General features: G+C 70.9%; 14 protein-coding genes and 1 pseudogene. 4 read left to right on the forward strand and 11 right to left on the reverse strand.

Annotated elements, in window-relative coordinates:
- Window positions 1-164: 164 nt before the first annotated feature.
- A complete protein-coding gene (locus tag ACZ6KY_RS03290; protein ID WP_469308603.1) occupies window positions 165-926 on the forward strand; it encodes a dienelactone hydrolase family protein in 762 nt (253 codons plus the stop codon).
- A gap of 149 nt (window positions 927-1,075) precedes the next feature.
- On the opposite strand, the gene ACZ6KY_RS03295 is transcribed toward ACZ6KY_RS03290, so the two are convergent.
- A complete protein-coding gene (locus tag ACZ6KY_RS03295) occupies window positions 1,076-2,038 on the reverse strand; it encodes a LysR family transcriptional regulator (protein ID WP_469308604.1) in 963 nt (320 codons plus the stop codon).
- A gap of 62 nt (window positions 2,039-2,100) precedes the next feature.
- Between ACZ6KY_RS03295 and ACZ6KY_RS03300 the strand changes: the two genes are divergently transcribed.
- Window positions 2,101-3,423, forward strand: coding sequence for an MFS transporter (locus ACZ6KY_RS03300; protein WP_469308605.1), 1,323 nt, complete (start codon window positions 2,101-2,103; stop codon window positions 3,421-3,423).
- Between the two features lie 140 nt (window positions 3,424-3,563).
- Window positions 3,564-4,640: a sigma-70 family RNA polymerase sigma factor gene (locus ACZ6KY_RS03305; protein WP_469308606.1), complete on the forward strand. Its 1,077-nt coding sequence runs from the start codon at window positions 3,564-3,566 to the stop codon at window positions 4,638-4,640.
- A gap of 39 nt (window positions 4,641-4,679) precedes the next feature.
- Here the strand turns inward: ACZ6KY_RS03305 and ACZ6KY_RS03310 are convergent.
- Window positions 4,680-4,919, reverse strand: a pseudogene (locus ACZ6KY_RS03310) (STAS domain-containing protein); the annotation flags it as partial.
- A gap of 122 nt (window positions 4,920-5,041) precedes the next feature.
- Here ACZ6KY_RS03310 and ACZ6KY_RS03315 point away from each other — a divergent pair.
- Window positions 5,042-5,962, forward strand: a complete 921-nt coding sequence (locus ACZ6KY_RS03315; protein WP_469308607.1) for an AEC family transporter — start codon at window positions 5,042-5,044, stop codon at window positions 5,960-5,962.
- Between the two features lie 63 nt (window positions 5,963-6,025).
- On the opposite strand, the gene ACZ6KY_RS03320 is transcribed toward ACZ6KY_RS03315, so the two are convergent.
- The 9 genes from ACZ6KY_RS03320 to pstB form a co-directional block, all read right to left on the reverse strand.
- A complete protein-coding gene (locus ACZ6KY_RS03320) occupies window positions 6,026-7,309 on the reverse strand; it encodes a thymidine phosphorylase (protein WP_469308608.1) in 1,284 nt (427 codons plus the stop codon).
- Between the two features lie 66 nt (window positions 7,310-7,375).
- Window positions 7,376-7,789, reverse strand: coding sequence for a cytidine deaminase (locus tag ACZ6KY_RS03325; RefSeq protein WP_469308609.1), 414 nt, complete (start codon window positions 7,787-7,789; stop codon window positions 7,376-7,378).
- Complete coding sequence (locus tag ACZ6KY_RS03330) at window positions 7,786-8,988, reverse strand: ABC transporter permease (RefSeq protein ID WP_469308960.1); 1,203 nt, start codon at window positions 8,986-8,988, stop codon at window positions 7,786-7,788. The genes ACZ6KY_RS03325 and ACZ6KY_RS03330 overlap by 4 nt, the downstream gene beginning before the upstream one ends.
- 59 nt (window positions 8,989-9,047) lie before the next feature.
- Window positions 9,048-10,172 carry an ABC transporter permease gene (locus ACZ6KY_RS03335; RefSeq protein ID WP_469308961.1) on the reverse strand — a complete coding sequence of 375 codons (1,125 nt, stop codon included), beginning with the start codon at window positions 10,170-10,172 and terminating at the stop codon, window positions 9,048-9,050.
- Window positions 10,173-10,174: 2 nt separating this feature from the next.
- On the reverse strand, window positions 10,175-11,863 hold the full coding sequence (locus ACZ6KY_RS03340; RefSeq protein ID WP_469308962.1) for an ABC transporter ATP-binding protein: 1,689 nt from the start codon (window positions 11,861-11,863) through the stop codon (window positions 10,175-10,177).
- A 243-nt stretch (window positions 11,864-12,106) separates the two neighbouring features.
- Window positions 12,107-13,159 (reverse strand): BMP family lipoprotein, encoded by a 1,053-nt coding sequence (locus ACZ6KY_RS03345; protein WP_469308610.1) that lies wholly within the window; start codon window positions 13,157-13,159, stop codon window positions 12,107-12,109.
- Window positions 13,160-13,472: 313 nt separating this feature from the next.
- Window positions 13,473-14,528, reverse strand: coding sequence for a BMP family lipoprotein (locus tag ACZ6KY_RS03350; RefSeq protein WP_469308611.1), 1,056 nt, complete (start codon window positions 14,526-14,528; stop codon window positions 13,473-13,475).
- Between the two features lie 330 nt (window positions 14,529-14,858).
- Entirely contained in the window at window positions 14,859-16,091 is a 1,233-nt protein-coding gene (locus tag ACZ6KY_RS03355) for a M20 family metallopeptidase (RefSeq protein ID WP_469308963.1), read from the reverse strand.
- Window positions 16,092-16,611: 520 nt separating this feature from the next.
- Window positions 16,612-17,436 (reverse strand): phosphate ABC transporter ATP-binding protein PstB, encoded by an 825-nt coding sequence (gene pstB, locus ACZ6KY_RS03360; RefSeq protein WP_469308964.1) that lies wholly within the window; start codon window positions 17,434-17,436, stop codon window positions 16,612-16,614.
- Window positions 17,437-17,760: the final 324 nt, after the last annotated feature.

A 17,760-nucleotide genomic window follows, 5' to 3' on the forward strand; every position in this document is an offset into this window, starting at 1 on the left:
CCCTCGCGGGGGCTTCTCACTCGACTCCAAGGAGTCTCATGACGGCCAAGCCCTGACCGCTGCCGAAGGCAGACGCCAGGCGTACTGCGCCACGTGGCGTCTCCGGCACACACGGTGCGTTTCCCGCCCGGGCCCAGGGACCGGGATCCCACGCAAGGAGAGAGATGGCACAGCAAGCGACGCCGGTTCGCAGGGCCCGGCTGGGGAGGGCGCTCGGCCCGGAGCCGACGGCGGTCAGCGGAGTTGTTCTGCTCCTGCCGGGCGGCGAGGAGACCTCGGCCCGAAGACCCTCCCCCATGATGGCGACCGCCTCCGTACGCGCGTTGGGACGTCGGCTGACCCGGGCCGGACGCGCGGAAGGCCTGGTCACCCACGTGGTGCACTATCGCGTCCGCGGCTGGAACGGCAGCGAGGCCCGTCTCGCGGCCGACGCGTCCTGGGCCGCGGACGAGGTCGTCCGCCGCTACGGCGACGTCCCCGTGTGCCTGGCCGGCATCGACATGGGCGGCCGGGCGGCGCTGCGCGCCGGCGGGCACCCGGCCGTCAACTCCGTGCTGGCGCTGGCACCCTGGCTGCCCGAGGACGATGTCGCCGCGCCACCCGAACCGGTGAAACAGCTGGCCGGGCGGCGCGTGCTGATCGTGCACGGCACCAACGACCAGCGCACCGACCCCGAGTTGTCGTTCCGGTTCGCGGCGCGCGCGAAGAAGGCCAACCGCGGCATCTGCCGCTTCGAGGTCCACTCGGACGGGCACGCGCTGCACCAGCACCGGCACGAAATCCTCGCCCTCGCGGAGGACTTCGTACTGGGCGCGCTGTTCGGGCACTCCTTCTCCCGCCCGGTCGAGGACGCCTTCGCGGCGCCGCCGCCCCTGGGCCTGCGGATGCCCCTCGCGGCGGGCTTCGGGCAGTCGCTGCGGCGGTAGCGGGTCCGCCGCGCTTCGGACTCCGAGGCCGGTGGCGGTTCCGCCGGGTCAGCCGACGGCGGGCCGGGGCAGGCAGCGGACGGGAAGCGGCGGGCGGCAGCCACCCGGGCAAGGCGCGGCGGCGCCCCGAGGAAGGGCCGCCCGGCCGGTCAGTCGGGCAGCAGGTGGCCGCGGCGGGACAGCAGGAACCTCTTGAAGGCGGCCACCGGCGGGGTGTCCGGGTGGCCGTCGAGCCAGGCGACGCCGATCTCGCGCACGGCGCGCGGGGCGGTGACCGTGAGTTCGACAACTCCCGGGCGGGCGACGGCCGGTGGCGGCAGCAGAGCGACCCCGAGTCCGGCGGCGACAAGGCCCCGGAGCGTCTCCGCCTCCTCCCCCTCGAAGGCGATGCGCGGCCGGAACCCCGCCTCCTGGCAGAGGTCGTCGGTGATGCGGCGCATCCCGTAGCCGGGTTCCAGGGTCACGAAGGTCTCGTCGGCGGCCTCGGCGAGGCGGATGCGCTTGCGGGAAGCCAGCGGGTGGTCGGCGGGCACGACCAGGCGCAGCTTCTGCTCGTCGAGCCGGCGCCCCACCAGGTCGGGCGCGTCCGGGACCGGCGAGGTGAGACACAGGTCCAGTTCGCCCGAGCGCAGCCGCTCCAGCATCGCCTCCCCGTAGTTCTGCACGAGGCTGAAGCGGACCCGGGGATGGTCGGCGCGGAACGCCCGGATCAGCCCCGGCACCGTCTCCGAGCCCATCGTGTGCAGAAAGCCGAACGCGACCTTGCCGGTGGCCGGGTCGGCGTCCGCGCGCACCTCGTCGGCGGCTCGCTCGACCTCGGCGAGGGCGCGCTCCACGGAGGAGAGGAAGGTGCGGCCGGCGGGGGTCAGCGACACCGTCCGGCCGCGCCGCGCGAACAGGTCGACGCCCAGGTCCTGTTCGAGCCGGACCATGGCCCGGGACAGCGTCGACTGCGGGACGCCCATCTGCTCCGCGGCCCGGGTGACGTGCTCGGTGCGGGCGACGCCGGCGAAGTACGCGAGGCGGGGGGCGAGCAGCCTCGAAAAGCGCGCGCCGTCTTCTGTGTCACTGAACGGTGACAGGTGAGCCTCTGACCTCTGCTGATGCGCCATGGGATCGATTATGGCGATTCCATGCATTGGACGGATGAACGGCGGGTCCCTACGTTCGAGGCATGCCTTCCGCCAGTACCGGGGCGTCCACCACCGTGGGCGCCGCCGCCTCCGCCGCTTCCCTCCCCGTCGCCGCTCCCCTCTCCGTGGCCGGCTCCGTCCCTGTCACCGACTCCCGTATGGCCCCCGGCGGGCCCGGCTACCGCCGGATGAGCTTCGCGCTCTTCCTCGCGGGCGTCGCGACCTTCGCGCTCCTCTACTCCACCCAGGCCCTGCTCCCGCTGGTCTCCGCGGACTTCGGGGTGAGCGCGAGCGAGGCGAGCTGGACGGTGTCGGCCGCGACGGGCGGGCTGGCACTGTTCGTCCTCCCGATGAGCGCGCTGTCGGAGCGCTTCGGACGGCGTACGTTGATGACGGCGTCCCTGGCGGTGGCGGTCACCGTCGGTCTCCTGGTCCCCTTCGCGCCGTCGATCGGCGCGCTGGTGGCGCTGCGGGCGGTGCAGGGCGCGGCGCTCGCGGGGCTTCCCGCGTCGGCGACTGCGTATCTGGCGGAGGAGGTCCGTCCCAAGGCGCTGATCACCGCGATCGGTCTGTTCGTCGCGGGCAACAGCGTCGGCGGGATGAGCGGCCGGGTCATCACCGGCTGGGTCGCGCAGGAGTGGGGCTGGCGGGTGGCCGTCGGCACGATCGGGCTGATCGCCGTGGTCTGCGCGGTGGCCTTCCGGCTGCTGCTTCCGGCGCCACGGCACTTCGCGCGGGGTTCGCTGCGGCCCCGGGTGCTGGCCCGTACGGTGCGCGACCATCTCGGGAACCCGCTGCTGTGCCGGCTGTACGCGATCGGCGCGCTGTTCATGATGGTGTTCGGCGGGGTCTACACGGTCATCGGCTACCGCCTCGGCGAGGCGCCCTTCTCGCTCCCCCAGGGCATCGTCGGCTCGGTCTTCCTGGTCTATCTCGTCGGTACGGTGTCGGCCTCGACGGCGGGTCGGCTGGCCGGCCGCGTCGGCCGCCGCGGCTCCCTCTATCTGGCGGGCGGCACCACGGCCGCCGGTCTGCTCCTGACCCTCGGCGACTCGGTGGCGCTGGTCCTGCCCGGTCTGGTCCTGATCACCGCGGGCTTCTTCGCGGGCCACGCGGTGGCGTCGTCGTCGGTGAGCCACACGGCGAGGAAGGGGCGGGCGCAGGCGTCGGCCCTCTACCAGTCCGCGTACTACATCGGCTCCAGCGCCGGCAGCACGCTCGGCGCGGTCGCCTTCCACGCGGGGGGCTGGGCGGGCACGGTGGCCATGGGGCTGTTCGCGGTGCTGGGCGTCGTCTCCATCACCCTGTTCGGCTCCCACGCGGCCCGCACCGCCTCCCGCCGCGAGCCGGCACTCGCCCACTGATTCCACGGAACCCTCCGATACACCCCCTTTGACCTGCACCTTTCGCCGCTCCGCACGCCATTGTCAGTGGGCTGCGGTAGCTTCCGAAGTGCCGGCGCAATGACGCGCCGAACGGAAACAGCCACAGGGGTGGGTTGGCCATGAGCGAGGGTACGGCGACGACCGCGGACCTGGACGTCCGGCTGGAGAAGCACCGGGTCGAGCTGACCGGGTACTGCTACCGGATGCTCGGCTCGTCCTTCGAGGCCGAGGACGCGGTGCAGGACACGATGGTCCGGGCCTGGCGCAGTTACGACAAGTTCGAGGGCCGGTCCTCGATGCGGTCCTGGCTGTACCGGATCGCGACGAACGTCTGCCTGGACATGCTCAACGCGGGCAACCGAAGGGCTCGTCCCATGGATCTCTCGGCTCCCTCGCCGCTCGCACAGGCGGCGCTCACCCCGCGCCCGGACAACACCTGGCTGGAGCCGGTGCCGGACGCCCGCGTGCTGCCCTCGGCCGGTGATCCGGCGGAGGCGGCGGTCGCCAAGGAGTCGGTGCGCCTCGCCTTCATGGCGGCTCTCCAGCACCTGCCGCCCAAGCAGCGCGCGGTCCTCATCCTGCGCGAGGTCCTCGCGTGGAAGGCGAGCGAGGTAGCCGAGCTGCTCGGCACCACGGTCGCGTCGGTCAACAGCGCGCTCCAGCGGGCCCGCGCCACCCTCGCGGAGAACGACGGGGCGGGCGCGGACGCCGCCACCTCCGACCCGCTCGACGAGGAGCAGCAGAAGCTCCTGGAGCGCTATGTGGCGGCGTTCGAGGGGTACGACATGACGGCTCTGACGGCACTCCTCCACGAGGACGCGATCATGACGATGCCGCCGTTCGACCTGTGGCTGCGCGGCCCGGAGGACATCACCGGCTTCATGACCACGCTGGGTGCCGCCTGCGCCGGCTCGCATCTGATCCCGGTCGAGGTCAACGGTCTGCCGGGCTTCGCGCAGTACAAACCGGACGAGGAAGGGGGCGGCTACACGCCCTGGGCGGTGCAGGCGCTGGAGATCTCAAAGGGCCGCGTCACCGGGTTCCACTGCTTCCTGGACACGGCCCGCTGGTTCCCGCTCTTCGGGCTCCCTCTCCATCTCGACGGACCCGAGGGTGCTGAGGCCCTCAGAACCCGGGGAGCCGGCGGGACCGGAGCTGTCGGAGGTCTCGAAGCGGAGGCCGACCAGGTCGAGTAGGGCGCGCAGCGCCGGGTCCGGGCCGTGCAGGCGGATCCGGCCCCCCGCCCGGCGGGCCGCCAGCTGCATGCGCGCCAGCGCCTCGACGGCGGCGAGGCCGGGCGGTCCGAGGCCCGCGACATCGCAGACCACGACCCCACCCCCGGCCATCCCGAGGTGGGCTCGGACGGCCTCGCAGAGCCGGGGCACCTCGTCCCGGGTGACGAGTCCTGGCAGCACGAGTACGGCCGGTGTCGCGGAATCCACAGTCAGTAGACCGTCCGGGGGGACGGAACTCATCGCGGGCGGCGCGGAAGATCACATTGACCCGCGTCGGCTCCTCCCCGTTGAGTTGGATGCGTGCCCCACGAATCGGTTCCGCCCGCGATACCCGACGGCCCTCTCCCCGCCGAGGGGGCGCCGTGCAAGGGGTGTTGACGGGCTTCGCGGTCATCGCGGTGGTCATCGGCGTCGGGTACGTCATCGGACGGCGCGGCCATCTCGGGGACAACGGGCGGGAGGTGCTGACGAAGCTCGCCTTCCACGTGGCGTCGCCCGCGCTGCTGTTCACGACGCTCGCGCAGGCCGATCTGTCGGTCATCTTCTCCAGCCGGCTGCTGGTCACGGCGGTGAGCACGGCCGCGGCGGCCGGGGTGTTCGTCGCGGTGGGGGCCGTACGCCGCTGGGGCCTCGGCAGGACGACGATCGGCGCGCTCTGCTCCAGTTACGTCAACTCCGGCAACCTCGGTATCCCGATCGCCGTGTATGTGCTGGGCGATGCGTCGCTGGTGGCGCCGGTGCTGCTGTTCCAGCAGATCATGGTCACACCGATCGCCCTGACCGTGCTCGACCTGTCCGGGGCGGGCGAGAAGGGTCCGCTGTGGCGGCGGCTGATCACACCGCTGCGCAATCCGATCGCGGTCGGTTCGCTGAGCGGGGTCGCGGTGTCGGCGACCGGTCTGACCGTGCCGGGCCCGATCCTGGATCCGCTCCGGCTGATCGGCGGTATGTCGGTACCCGCGGTGCTGCTGGCGTTCGGGATCTCGCTGTGCGGCAGCAGTCTGCCCGGCCGCGGCGCGGACCGGGGTCCGGTGCTGCTGTCCGTCGCGCTGAAGGCGGTGGGGCAGCCGCTGGCCGCCTGGGCACTGGCCGTCGGCGTGTTCGGCCTCGGCGGCGCGCCGCTGCTCGACGTGGTGGTCACCTCGGCGCTGCCCGCCGCGCAGAACCTGTTCACGTACGCCTCGCGCTACCGGGCCGGCGAGTCCCTGGCCCGCGAGTCGATCCTGCTCTCGACGATTCTGGCCGTGCCGGTGCTCGTGGTGATCGCGGCCGTGCTCGGGTGAGACGCGAACGGGGACCGGCGCGAGCGCGCCGGTCCCCGTCGTGGAGCGGAGTGGACGTGCCGATCAGGCGATACGGTCCAGCACGATCGGCGTGGCCTTGAAGTCCGTGCCCGCCGGCGCGATGTCGTAGGAGCCCTCGACTCCCTGGAGCGCGTACTCGAAGCGGTCCGGGGTGTCCGTGTGGAGGGTCATGAGGGGCTGGCCCGCCGTCACCGTGTCGCCCGGCTTGGCGTGCAGCTCGACACCCGCGCCGGCCTGCACCGGGTCCTCCTTGCGGGCGCGGCCGGCGCCGAGGCGCCAGGCGGCGATGCCGATGTCGTACGCGTCGAGGCGGGTCAGCACACCGGAGGCCGGGGCGGTCACGACGTGCTGCTCGCGGGCGACGGGCAGCGCGGCGTCCGGGTCACCGCCCTGAGCGGCGATCATGCGGCGCCAGACGTCCATCGCGGAGCCGTCGGCGAGCGCCTTCGCCGGGTCGGCGTCCTTCACTCCGGCCGCGTCGAGCATCTCGCGCGCCAGGGCGATGGTGAGCTCGACGACGTCGGCCGGGCCGCCGCCGGCGAGGACCTCCACCGACTCGCGGACCTCCAGGGCGTTGCCCGCGGTCAGGCCGAGCGGCGTCGACATGTCGGTGAGCAGCGCGACCGTCTTCACACCGTGGTCGGTGCCGAGGCCCACCATCGTGGAGGCCAGCTCGCGGGCGTCCTCGATGGTCTTCATGAAGGCGCCGGAGCCGACCTTCACGTCCAGGACGAGCGAGCCCGTGCCCTCGGCGATCTTCTTGGACATGATGGAGGAGGCGATGAGCGGGATGGCCTCGACCGTGCCGGTGACGTCGCGGAGCGCGTAGAGCTTCTTGTCGGCCGGGGCGAGGCCGTCGCCGGCCGCGCAGATGACCGCGCCCGTGGTGTCGAGGACGTGCAGCATCTCCTCGTTGGACAGCAGCGCGCGCCAGCCGGGGATCGACTCCAGCTTGTCCAGGGTGCCGCCGGTGTGGCCGAGGCCGCGCCCGGAGAGCTGCGGCACGGCGGCACCGCAGGCGGCGACCAGCGGGGCCAGCGGGAGGGTGATCTTGTCGCCGACGCCGCCCGTGGAGTGCTTGTCGGCGGTCGGGCGGGACAGGGAGGAGAACTCCATGCGCTCGCCCGAGGCGATCATCGCGGCCGTCCAGCGGGCGATCTCACGACGGTTCATGCCGTTGAGCAGGATCGCCATGTTGAGGGCGGCCATCTGGTAGTCGGCGACCTCGCCGCGGGTGTACGCGTCGATGACCCAGTCGATCTGCGGATCGCTGAGTTCGGCGCGGTCCCGCTTGGTGCGGATGACGGAGACGGCGTCCATGGCCATGGCGTTCCTTCCGAAAGATGAGCGGCCCCTCCCTGGGATCGGTGGATCAGGAGGGGCCGCGGGGCATTACTTGGTGAGATGGGCCGGCCCGAAGGCCTGCGGCAGCATCTCGGAGAGGGGCACGAGCCCCTCCGGTGTCTCCAGGATCAGTTCGTCCCCGCCGAACTCGAACAGCAGCTGCCGGCAGCGTCCGCACGGGACGAGGATCTCGCCCCGCCCGTCGACGCACGTGAAGTGCGTCAGCCGGCCGCCGCCGGTGGTGTGCAGCTCCGAGACGAGACCGCACTCGGCGCACAGGCCGAGGCCGTAGGAGGCGTTCTCGACGTTGCAGCCGGAGATGATCCGGCCGTCGTCGACGCGGGCGGCGGCGCCGACCTGGTAGTCCGAGTAGGGGGCGTACGCGCGGGACATCGCCGTACGGGCCACCTCCCGCAGCTCCTCCCAGTCGACGTCCGCGGACGCCACGCCGGCGGGGGTCACTTCCCCTGTCCCTTCCGGTACGGCAGACCGTCCGCCTTCGGCATGCGCAGGCGCTGGGCCGACAGCGAGAGGACGAGCAGCGTGATGACGTACGGGGTGGCGGAGACGATCTGGTTGGGCACCTCGTTGGTCGTGGCGTACCAGAGGTACACGAGGACGCCGACGACCAGGGTGATGACGGCGGACACGTACTTCTTCTTGACCGCGAGCCAGATCGCGCCGATGACGAGCAGGATGGCGCCGAGCAGCAGCAGGGCGTGGACGTTCTCCGAGCCGCCGCGCAGGTTGAGGCTGTCGGTGTAGCCGAACAGTCCGGCGCCGAGCGCGAGGCCGCCGGGCATCCAGTTGCCGAAGATCATCGCCGCGAGACCGATGTAACCGCGGCCGCTGGTCTGACCCTCCAGGTAGAAGGGGTTGGCGACGATGGAGAGGAAGACTCCGCCGAGGCCGGCCAGACCGCCGGAGATGATCACGGCGATGTACTTGTACTTGTAGACGTTCACGCCGAGCGACTCGGACGCGATCGGGTTCTCGCCGCAGGAGCGCAGCCGCAGACCGAACGAGGTGCGCCACAGGATCCACCAGGTGGCGGGGACCAGCGCGATGGCGATCAGGGTCAGCCAGGAGACGTCGGTGACCAGACCGCCGAGCAGACCCGCGAGGTCCGAGACGAAGAACCAGCCCTTGGAGTTCAGGGTGGTGAGCCAGTCGGAGAGCCCTGGCACGGTGAACTGGCCGAGCGAGTCGACCGGCGGGGACTGCTTGGCCGAGCCTCCCTGGACGCCTTCGAAGGCGATCGGGGCGAGGTAGCGGGTGACGCCGAGCGCCAGGATGTTGATGGCCACACCGGAGACGATGTGGTTGACGTTGAACGTGACCGTGATGATCGCGTGCAGCAGACCGCCGACGGCGCCGCCGAGGACGCCGATCAGGACACCGGTCCACGGGCCCCACTGGTAGCCGGCCCAGGCGCCGAACCAGGTGCCGAGGATCATCATGCCTTCGAGGCCGATGTTGACGACGCCGGAGCGCTCGGCCCACAGACCGCCGAGACCGGCCAGGCCGATCGGGACGGCCAGTTCGAGCGCGGTCGACATCTGGCTGACGTTGGTGATGCCGTCGGCGCCGGTGATGATGCGGACGATCGAGGTCAGCGCCAGGGCGCCCGCGATCACCAGCAGGAGGACGGGAAGCGACATCCGGCGGCCGCCGGGAGCCGCGGGCTGCAGCGTGGGCTGGTTGACGTCGGTTGCGGTGGTCACTGGCCAGCCACCTCCTTCTGGGTGTTGTCGGTGGCGCCGAGGACGTGGCCCGCGGCGATTTCCGCGCCGACGCGGCGCTGCTGGCGGCGCAGACCCCACTCGCGCACGGACTCGTACGAGACGACGACCGCGATCACGATCAGGCCCTGCATGATGACCGCGATTTCCTTGTCGTACCCGTGGAAGTCGAGCTCGGGCGAGGCCTTGTCCAGCCAGGCCCACAGCAGGGCGGCGAAGGCGATGCCGACGGGGCTGTTGCGGCCGAGCAGGGCGATGCCGATACCGAGGAAGCCGATGCCGACCGGGAAGTTCAGGCTGTACGTGTGGGTGTCGCCGAGCAGGATCGGCAGACCCGCGAGACCGGCGATGCCGCCGGAGAGCAGCATCGCGGTGAGCACCATGCGCTTGGGGTCGACACCGCTGGCCGCGGCGGCGGACTCGGAGGCGCCGGAGGCGCGCAGGTCGAAGCCGAAGCGGGTGCGGTTGAGGACGATCCAGTAGCCGATGCCGAGGAGCACCGCGAGGATGACCAGGCCGTAGATCTCGCCCGCGTCACCCATGTTGAAGCCGGGGATCCAGCCGGACTTGTGCATCTCGCCGGTGGTGTTGTTGTTGCCGAGCTTGACGCCGAAGACGTCGGGCAGCCAGAGGTAGGCGATGACGGAGGTCGCGATGGCGTTGAGCATGATCGTCGCGACGACCTCGCTGACCCCGCGGGTGACCTTGAGGACACCGGCGATACCGGCCCAGAACGCGCCGGTGCAGATGGCGGTCACCATCAGCAGCGGGACCTGGAGCACGGCCGGCAGCGCGACGTGCGCGCCGACGATCGCGGCCATCATGGCGGCGAGCTGGTACTGGCCGTCGACACCGATGTTGAACAGGTTCATCCGGAAGCCGATGGCCACCGCCAGCGCCGCGATGTAGTACAGCGAGGCCTGGTTGATGATCAGGACCTGGATGTCGGAGTACGTCGCCTGCTGGAACATGATCGTGTACGGCTCGATCGGGTTCTTGCCCGAGGCGATCAGCACGACCGAGGTCAGCGCCACGGCGACGACGAGCGCGATGACCGGTCCGGCCACCCCGAGGAGCAGGCGCTCCTTGTCGAACTTCTTCATCATCAGGCCTCGTCTTCCGGGGCGTCTGCCGGGGTCTCGGCGGGCTCTTCGAGCTCGGCCTGGTCGGCGAGCTCCTCGTTCTCCAGATGTCCGGAGGCGGCGCCGGTCATGGCCGAGCCGAGTTCCTCCGGGGTGATGGTGGCCGGGTCGGCGTCCGCGACCAGCTTGCCGTTGTAGATCACCCGGAGCGTGTCGGACAGGCCGATCAGCTCGTCCAGGTCCGCGGAGATCAGCAGGACGGCGAGTCCTTCGCGGCGCGCCGCGCGGATCTGGTCCCAGATCTGCGCCTGCGCTCCGACGTCCACACCGCGAGTGGGGTGGGCGGCGATCAGGAACTTCGGCCGGTGGCTCATCTCTCGGCCGACGATCAGCTTCTGCTGGTTGCCGCCGGACAGGGAGGCCGCGGTGACGTCGATGCCGGGGGTACGGACGTCGTACTCCTCGACGATGCGCCGGGTGTCCTGCTGGGCGCCCTTGATGTCGATCCAGACGCCCTTGGCGTTGGGCTTCTCGGTGACATGGCCGAGGATGCGGTTCTCCCAGAGGGGTGCTTCCAGCAGGAGGCCGTGCCGGTGGCGGTCCTCGGGGATGTAGCCGATGCCGCTCTCGCGGCGCTTGCGCGTCGACAGGCCGGTGATGTCCTCGCCCGCGAAGCGGATGACACCGGAGTCGGCGCCCTTGAGGCCGATCAGCGCGTCGATGAGTTCGGTCTGGCCGTTGCCCTCGACACCGGCGATACCCATCACCTCACCGGCGTGGATGGTGAAGGAGACATGGTCGAGCACGAGCCGCACGGTGCCGCGCTCCACCTCGTCCATGAGCAGGGCCGCCGAGCCCTTGCCCATCGACACCGAGCCCTTGGCGAAGACCACCAGGTCCTCGACCTCGATCACGGCCCGGTCGGTGACCGTCGACTCGGAGGTCTCGGGCGTCGGCAGTTCGCTGCCGACCATCAGCTCGGCGAGCTGACGCGGGGTCGTCTCGGACGGCACGGCGGTGCCGACCGTCGTACCGCGCCGGATGACCGTGATGTCGTCGGCGACCGAGAGGACCTCGCCCAGCTTGTGCGAGATGAAGATGACCGACAGGCCCTCGGCCTTGAGTTCGCGCAGGTTGTCGAAGAGCGCGTCGACCTCCTGCGGCACCAGGACGGCGGTGGGCTCGTCCAGGATCAGGATGCGGGCACCGCGGTAGAGGACCTTGAGGATCTCCACGCGCTGCCGCTCGGCGACGCCGAGCTCCTCGACGAGGACGTCGGGGCGGACCCCGAGGCCGTAGCGCTCGGAGAGCTCCACGATCTTGCGGCGGGCCTTGCCGCCGATCCCGTACAGCTTCTCGCTGCCCAGGACGACGTTCTCCAGGACGGTGAGGTTGTCGGCCAGCATGAAGTGCTGGTGGACCATGCCGATGCCGCGGGCGATGGCGTCCGCGGGCGACGAGAAGGTGACCTGTTCACCGTCGACGGCGATGGTGCCCTCGTCCGGCTTCTGCATGCCGTAGAGAATCTTCATCAGCGTCGACTTGCCGGCGCCGTTCTCGCCGACGAGGGCGTGCACGGTGCCCTTGCGGACGCTGAGGTGGATGTCGTGGTTGGCCACGACGCCAGGGAATCGCTTGGTGATCCCGGCGAGTTCGACAGCGGTCGCCTGACCGTTGACCGCGCCGGCCGGAGGGCTGCTGGACGCGTTGATGGCGCACTCTCCTGAGGGAAAGGGGGTCGTCTACGCGCGTAGCGCCCCTACGGCAACGAAAGGGGCCACGCGCCGCGAGAACGGGACGCGGGGAGCAAGACTCCCCGCATCCCGTTGAGCGGACGTAACCCCGCGGTTACCAAGCGACTCCGGGGCGGAGCGGGCGCCTCCCCGTGCCGGACGGCACAGAGACGCACCCGAACTTCCCCGGGACCGCATTGGCTGCTCCTGAGGTACTTCTCGTCAGCTGGTCTTGACCTTGATCGCACCGCTGATGATCTTCTCCTGGGCGGCCTTGACGGCGTCCTGGATCGCGGTGTTGTTCTTGAACGCCGGGTTGGAATCGGCCAGGCCGACCTCACCGGACTTCAGATCGCCCCGAACGATACCGCTCTCGGGCTTGCCGTCCTCGACCGACTTCGCCAGGTTGTACACCGCCTTGGCGACGTCCTTCGTGGCGGAGGTCAGGATCGAGTCCTTGTACTGGGCCAGCGCCTGCTGGAGGTACTGGTCGGAGTCGACACCGATGGCCAGGACCTTCTTGGCGGAGGCGGCCTCGATGACGCCCTGACCGGACAGACCGGCCGCGGCGTAGACGACGTCGGCCTTCTTCTCGATCTGGCCCTCGGCGGCCGTCTTGCCCTTGTCGGGGCTGGCGAAGCCACCCTCCTGGGCGGTCTGCGTCAGGTACTGCGAGAGGACCTTGACGCCGGGCTTGGTGTCCTTGACACCCTGCTCGAAGCCCGCCTCGAACTTGTGGATCAGCGGAACGTCCACGCCGCCCACGAAGCCGACGGTGTCGGTCTTGGTGGACAGGGCGGCGGTGACGCCGGCGAGGTAGGAGGCCTCCTGCTCGGAGAAGACCAGGTCCGCGACGTTCTTCGCCGTGACGGTGGAGTCGTCGACGATGCCGAAGGTGGTGTTCGGGAGCTTCGCCGCGGCGGCCTTGACGGCCGGGCCGTAGGAGTAGCCGATGCCGATGACCGGGTTGTAGCCCTGCTTGGCCAGCGAGACCAGACGCTGCGTCTTGTCCGCATCCGTCTCACCGTCGGTGGGCTCGACGTCGGCGGTGGCGTACTTGAACTCGCTCTTGGCCTTCTTCAGACCCTCGAACGCGGCGTCGTTGAAGGACTGGTCGCCCTTGCCGCCGACGTCGTACGCGATGGCGAGGCCCTTGTGACCCTTCGCGTCCGTCGAGGACGAGGCGGAGGTCGAGGTGCCGCCACAGGCGGACAGAGCGAGGGCGAGAGAGGCGGTCGCAGTACCTGCGAGCGCGATGCGGGTAACCCGGCGCATTACGTGTGCTCCTGTCGTTCAGCGCCTGACGGTTCAGCTTCGGCGCTGGCTTCGCCGCAGATTAACGCGCGTAGACCAACTAGAAAACCCCTTCTGTCCACCTTGTTATCCGGCTGTGCCCGACGCCACTTGTCCACGCGACCGGGACTTGCCGATCGCAAAGGGAAAGTGGCGGTGGGTGACCCCGGAAACGGACAGCGGAACGGGCGGGCACCTGGGGTGCCCGCCCGTTCCGCTGCGCTTCGACCGTGTTCGCCCGTACGACGGGGAGGTGGCGGGACCGGCCCGCCGCGTCACCCGCCGCTCGCGGCGACTAGCTGGTCTTGACCTTGATGCTGCCGTCGACGATGGCCGCCTTGGCCTTGGCCACGGCGTCGGTGAGACCGGCGATCTCACCCATCTTCGGGTTGCTGTCGGCGAGGCCGACACCGTTGACCTTGAGGTCGAAGGTCTGCGTACCGGTCAGCGGCTTGCCGTCGTGGACCGACTTGGACAGCGTGTAGACCGCGCCGCCGACGTCCTTGAGCGCGGAGGTCAGGATGTGGTCCTTGTACTGGGCCAGCGCCTGCTGCTTGTACTGGTCGGAGTCGACGCCGATCGCCCACACGTTCGCCTTGGCGGCGGCCTCGATGACACCCTGGCCGGACAGACCGGCCGCGGCGTAGAGGACGTCGGCGCCCTTCTCGATCTGGCCCTCGGCGGCGGCCTTGCCCTTGTCGGGGCTGGAGAAGCCACCCTCCGCCGCGGTCTGCGTCAGGTACTGCGAGAGGACCTTCACGCCGGGCTTGGTGTCCTTGACGCCCTGCGTGTAGCCGGCCTCGAACTTGTGGATCAGCGGAACGTCCACACCGCCCACGAAGCCCACGGTGTTGCTCTTGGTGGCCTTGGCGGCCGCGACACCGGCGAGGTACGAGGACTCCTGCTCGGCGAAGACCAGGGAGGCCACGTTCTTGCCCGCCACGACCGAGTCCACGATGCCGAAGCTGGTCTTCGGGAACTTCGCGGCGGCCTTCTCCAGCGCGGGGCCGTAGGCGAAGCCGATGCCGATGACGGGGTTGTAGCCCTGCCTGGCCAGCGACTCCAGGCGCTGCTGCTTGTCGGCGTCCGTCTCGTTGTCGGTGGGCTCGACGTCGGCCGTCTTGTAGCCGAACTCCTTCTTCGCCTTCTCCAGACCGGCGAACGCGGCGTCGTTGAAGGACTGGTCGCCCTTGCCGCCGACGTCGTAGGCGATGGCGAGGCCCTTGGCACCGCCGCTCGAACTGCTGCTACTGCTGTTGCTGTCGCTGCTGGTGCCGCCGCAGGCCGTGGCGGCGAGTGCGAGCGACGCGACCCCCACCGCGACGCGGGTCAGGCTGGCTATCCGACGCATCTGAAGCTCCCCATTCTCCAAAGCCCCGCAGTGGGTGCTGAGTTCGGCGCACATTAACGCGCGTAGACCGTCCAGGGAACGGGGTTCCGCCTGGCCGTTATCCATTCGTGCCGATGGCCGGTTACGTCCTTGTGAACCACCGGACCGAAAGGCGCGTTTGGGGATGCAGCACCCTCCACGACCACCACGCGGTGTGTCCGGATAACGGAGTCCACGTGACGGAGCGGGTGGCTTCTGCTCCACAGAGTGACTGATGACGAACGACTGGGGACCACGCTACTGCGAGGGATCTGGGGGCGCGACCGGAATCACCGGCCGCGCCCGACGCCTTCAGACCCGGTCGGACGGGTCCTGGACCAGCAGGGCCGCGGCGGTGAACATCTCGACGCCGACCGTGATCGCGTGCTCGTCCGCGTCGAAGTCGCCCCGGTGCAGATCACGGATGGTGCGGTCGCCCGGCGGGCGCACCCCGAGGCGGGCCATCGCGCCGGGCACGTGCTCCAGGTACCAGGAGAAGTCCTCGCCGCCGAGGCTCTGCTCGGTGTCCTCGATGGAGTGCGCGCCGCGCCGGGCGGTCATCGCGTCGCGGAGCAGGTCGGTGACGGCGGGGTCGTTGACGACCGGCGGGACGCCCCGGATGTAGTTGATCTCGGACTTGGCGCGGTAGAGGTTCGCGATCTCGTCGATGGCAGCGTGGACGAGGTCGGGCGCGGCCCGCCAGGCGTCGAGGTCCAGGCAGCGGATCGTGCCGGACAGCTCGGCGTGCTGCGGGATCACGTTGCAGGCGTGCCCCGACTCGATGCGCCCCCAGGTCACCGCGAGCCCGCTGCGGGCGTCCACCCGCCGGGCGACGAGCGCCGGCACGTCGGTCACGACCCGCGCGGCGGCGGTGACGAGGTCGGTGGTGAGGTGGGGGCGCGCGGTGTGGCCGCCCGCGCCGTCCAGGGACACTTCCAGCCGGTCGCACGCCGAGGTGATGGCGCCGTGCCGCAGTCCGATGCGCCCCGCGTCGACCCTCGGGTCGCAGTGCACGCCGACGATCCGCCCGACTCCTTCGAGCACGCCCGACTCGATCGCGTCCGGGGCGCCGCCGGGCAGGACCTCCTCCGCGGGCTGGAAGATCAGCCGGACGCGCCGGGGCAGCAGACCCTGGGCGTGCAGGTCGGCGAGGACGAGACCGGCGCCGAGCACGACCGTCGTATGGACGTCGTGGCCGCAGGCGTGGGCTCGGTCGGGCACCGTCGAGCGGTACGCGCAGTCACTCTTCGTGTCCGGGATGGGCAGCGCGTCGATGTCGGCGCGCAGCGCCAGCATGGGACGTACGTCGTCCGCGTCACCGATGTCACAGATGAGGCCGGTCCCGATGGAGAGGACACGCGGCTTCAGGCCCGCCCGTTCCAGGCGCGCCTTGATCGCCGCGGTGGTGCGGAACTCCTGGTTGCCGAGCTCCGGGTGCATGTGCAGGTCGCGACGGAACGCCACGAGTTCGGCGCGCAGCGCCTCGGGCAGCGCGCCGGGGAGCAACGGCTCCCCGGGGAGATCGGCCTCGGACTCTCGGGACATCAGTTGGTTCACCCTTTGAAGGGTAGGACGATCGGGCGGCCAACTGACCCACGATCAACAAAAGTTCAGCCCGTTAGGGGAAGAAAATCTGACCGCGCGGCGCATGACCGGCTACGAGGATGGGTAAACTCGCCCGGCTCTTCGGGCGTTTGGATCTTGAGCGGGCCGGGTGACCGGCTGTGATCCGACTCGGCCGGGGATCGCCCGCCGATGTGCACGAGGGAACGCCCGGTATACCGGGCGCATTCCCCTATCCGGCCTCCACAGTCTCACAACACCGCAACCGGATTCCGTAACCGTCACCGTCGCGCGACGGGCGGGTCACGTTCTGTGATCCGCGGGGCCGGGGGCGGCCCCCGGCGATGGGTGGGGCCGGGGTTGGCCCGGGTGGGCCCGCGAGGACGGCCGGACGAGCGGGGGCCCGCCCAGGACGGACCCGGCGGGGGCGGGCCCGGCACGGGTCGGCGCAGCACGGGCGGACCCGGCGCGGGTGGTCCGGCCCGCACCCGGCGGGGGGGGCTCAGCCGAAGCGGCCCGCTACGTAGTCCGCCGTGCGGTGGTCCTTGGGGGTGCCGAAGATGTCGGTGGTGGGGCCGTGCTCGACGATGCCGCCCGGGGTTCCCTGCTCGGCGAGGAAGAAGGCGCACCGCTGGGAGACGCGGGCCGCCTGCTGCATGTTGTGGGTGACGATCACGACGGTCACCTCGCCGGCGAGCTCGTGGATGGTCTCCTCGACGCGGCGCGTCGAGGTCGGGTCGAGCGCCGAGCACGGCTCGTCCATCAGCAGCACCCGGGGCCGTACGGCCAGGGCGCGGGCGATGCACAGACGCTGCTGCTGGCCGCCGGAGAGCGCGCCGCCGGGCTGGCGGAGTCGGTCCCGTACTTCCTTCCACAGACCGGCCCTGGTCAGGCTCTCCTCCACCAGCTCGTCCTTCTCCCGGCGGCCCGCGCGGGTGCCGGTCAGGCGCAGGCCCGCGACCACGTTGTCGTAGATCGACATGGCCGGGAACGGGTTCGGCTTCTGGAAGACCATGCCGATCCGGCGCCGGGCCTCGGTCAGCCGCCGCTCGGGGGCGTAGATGTCCTCGCCGTCGAAGAGCACCTCGCCGGCCATCGCGGCCGAGGGGATCAGCTCGTGCATCCGGTTGAGGGTGCGCAGGAAGGTCGACTTGCCGCAGCCGGAGGGGCCGATCAGGGCGGTGACCTGTCCGGCGGGCATGGTCAGGGAGACACGCTCCAGCACCAGGTGGCTGCCGAACCAGGCCGACACCTCGCGCGCTTCGAGCTCCGCGGGGGCGGCCGTCGGCCGGGCCGGGAGCGTCCTGTCCGACGGGACGGGCGGCAGCGCGACGGTGTCGGCCACGGCGGTCCCCGGGTCGATGACGGCGGTGGCGGCGGGCGCACGGCCGGTCCCGGCGGTGGCGGCCGGCACGCTGTCGGTCGGGGCGGTCTCGGTCGCGGCACTGTCACGCGCGGCGGTCGCATCGGTCACGTCGGGCACCTCATGGCGGGATCGGGTCGGGCTCGGCTGGGTCACGCGGGGTCGAGTCGTCAGGTCGGGCTCGGCACGGGTCGGGCTCGGCTGTGTCACGGGTCGGGTCGGGTCGGGGTCGAGGCAGGCTCGGCACGGGGTCGAGTCAAGCTCGGCACGGGTCGGGTCGGGCTCGGC

The sequence above is a fragment of the Streptomyces sp. NPDC042002 genome (assembly GCF_055588305.1).

Coding starts and splice junctions, on each gene's coding strand:
- ACZ6KY_RS03330 (WP_469308960.1), bottom strand. CDS start 8,988: ATGTCGCTTCCCGTCCTCCTGCTGGTGATCGCGGGCGCCCTGGCGCTG.
- ACZ6KY_RS03350 (WP_469308611.1), bottom strand. CDS start 14,528: ATGCGTCGGATAGCCAGCCTGACCCGCGTCGCGGTGGGGGTCGCGTCG.
- ACZ6KY_RS03290 (WP_469308603.1), top strand. CDS start 165: ATGGCACAGCAAGCGACGCCGGTTCGCAGGGCCCGGCTGGGGAGGGCG.
- ACZ6KY_RS03335 (WP_469308961.1), bottom strand. CDS start 10,172: ATGAAGAAGTTCGACAAGGAGCGCCTGCTCCTCGGGGTGGCCGGACCG.
- ACZ6KY_RS03320 (WP_469308608.1), bottom strand. CDS start 7,309: ATGGCCATGGACGCCGTCTCCGTCATCCGCACCAAGCGGGACCGCGCC.
- ACZ6KY_RS03345 (WP_469308610.1), bottom strand. CDS start 13,159: ATGCGCCGGGTTACCCGCATCGCGCTCGCAGGTACTGCGACCGCCTCT.
- ACZ6KY_RS03295 (WP_469308604.1), bottom strand. CDS start 2,038: ATGGCGCATCAGCAGAGGTCAGAGGCTCACCTGTCACCGTTCAGTGAC.
- ACZ6KY_RS03300 (WP_469308605.1), top strand. CDS start 2,101: ATGCCTTCCGCCAGTACCGGGGCGTCCACCACCGTGGGCGCCGCCGCC.
- ACZ6KY_RS03355 (WP_469308963.1), bottom strand. CDS start 16,091: ATGTCCCGAGAGTCCGAGGCCGATCTCCCCGGGGAGCCGTTGCTCCCC.
- ACZ6KY_RS03305 (WP_469308606.1), top strand. CDS start 3,564: ATGAGCGAGGGTACGGCGACGACCGCGGACCTGGACGTCCGGCTGGAG.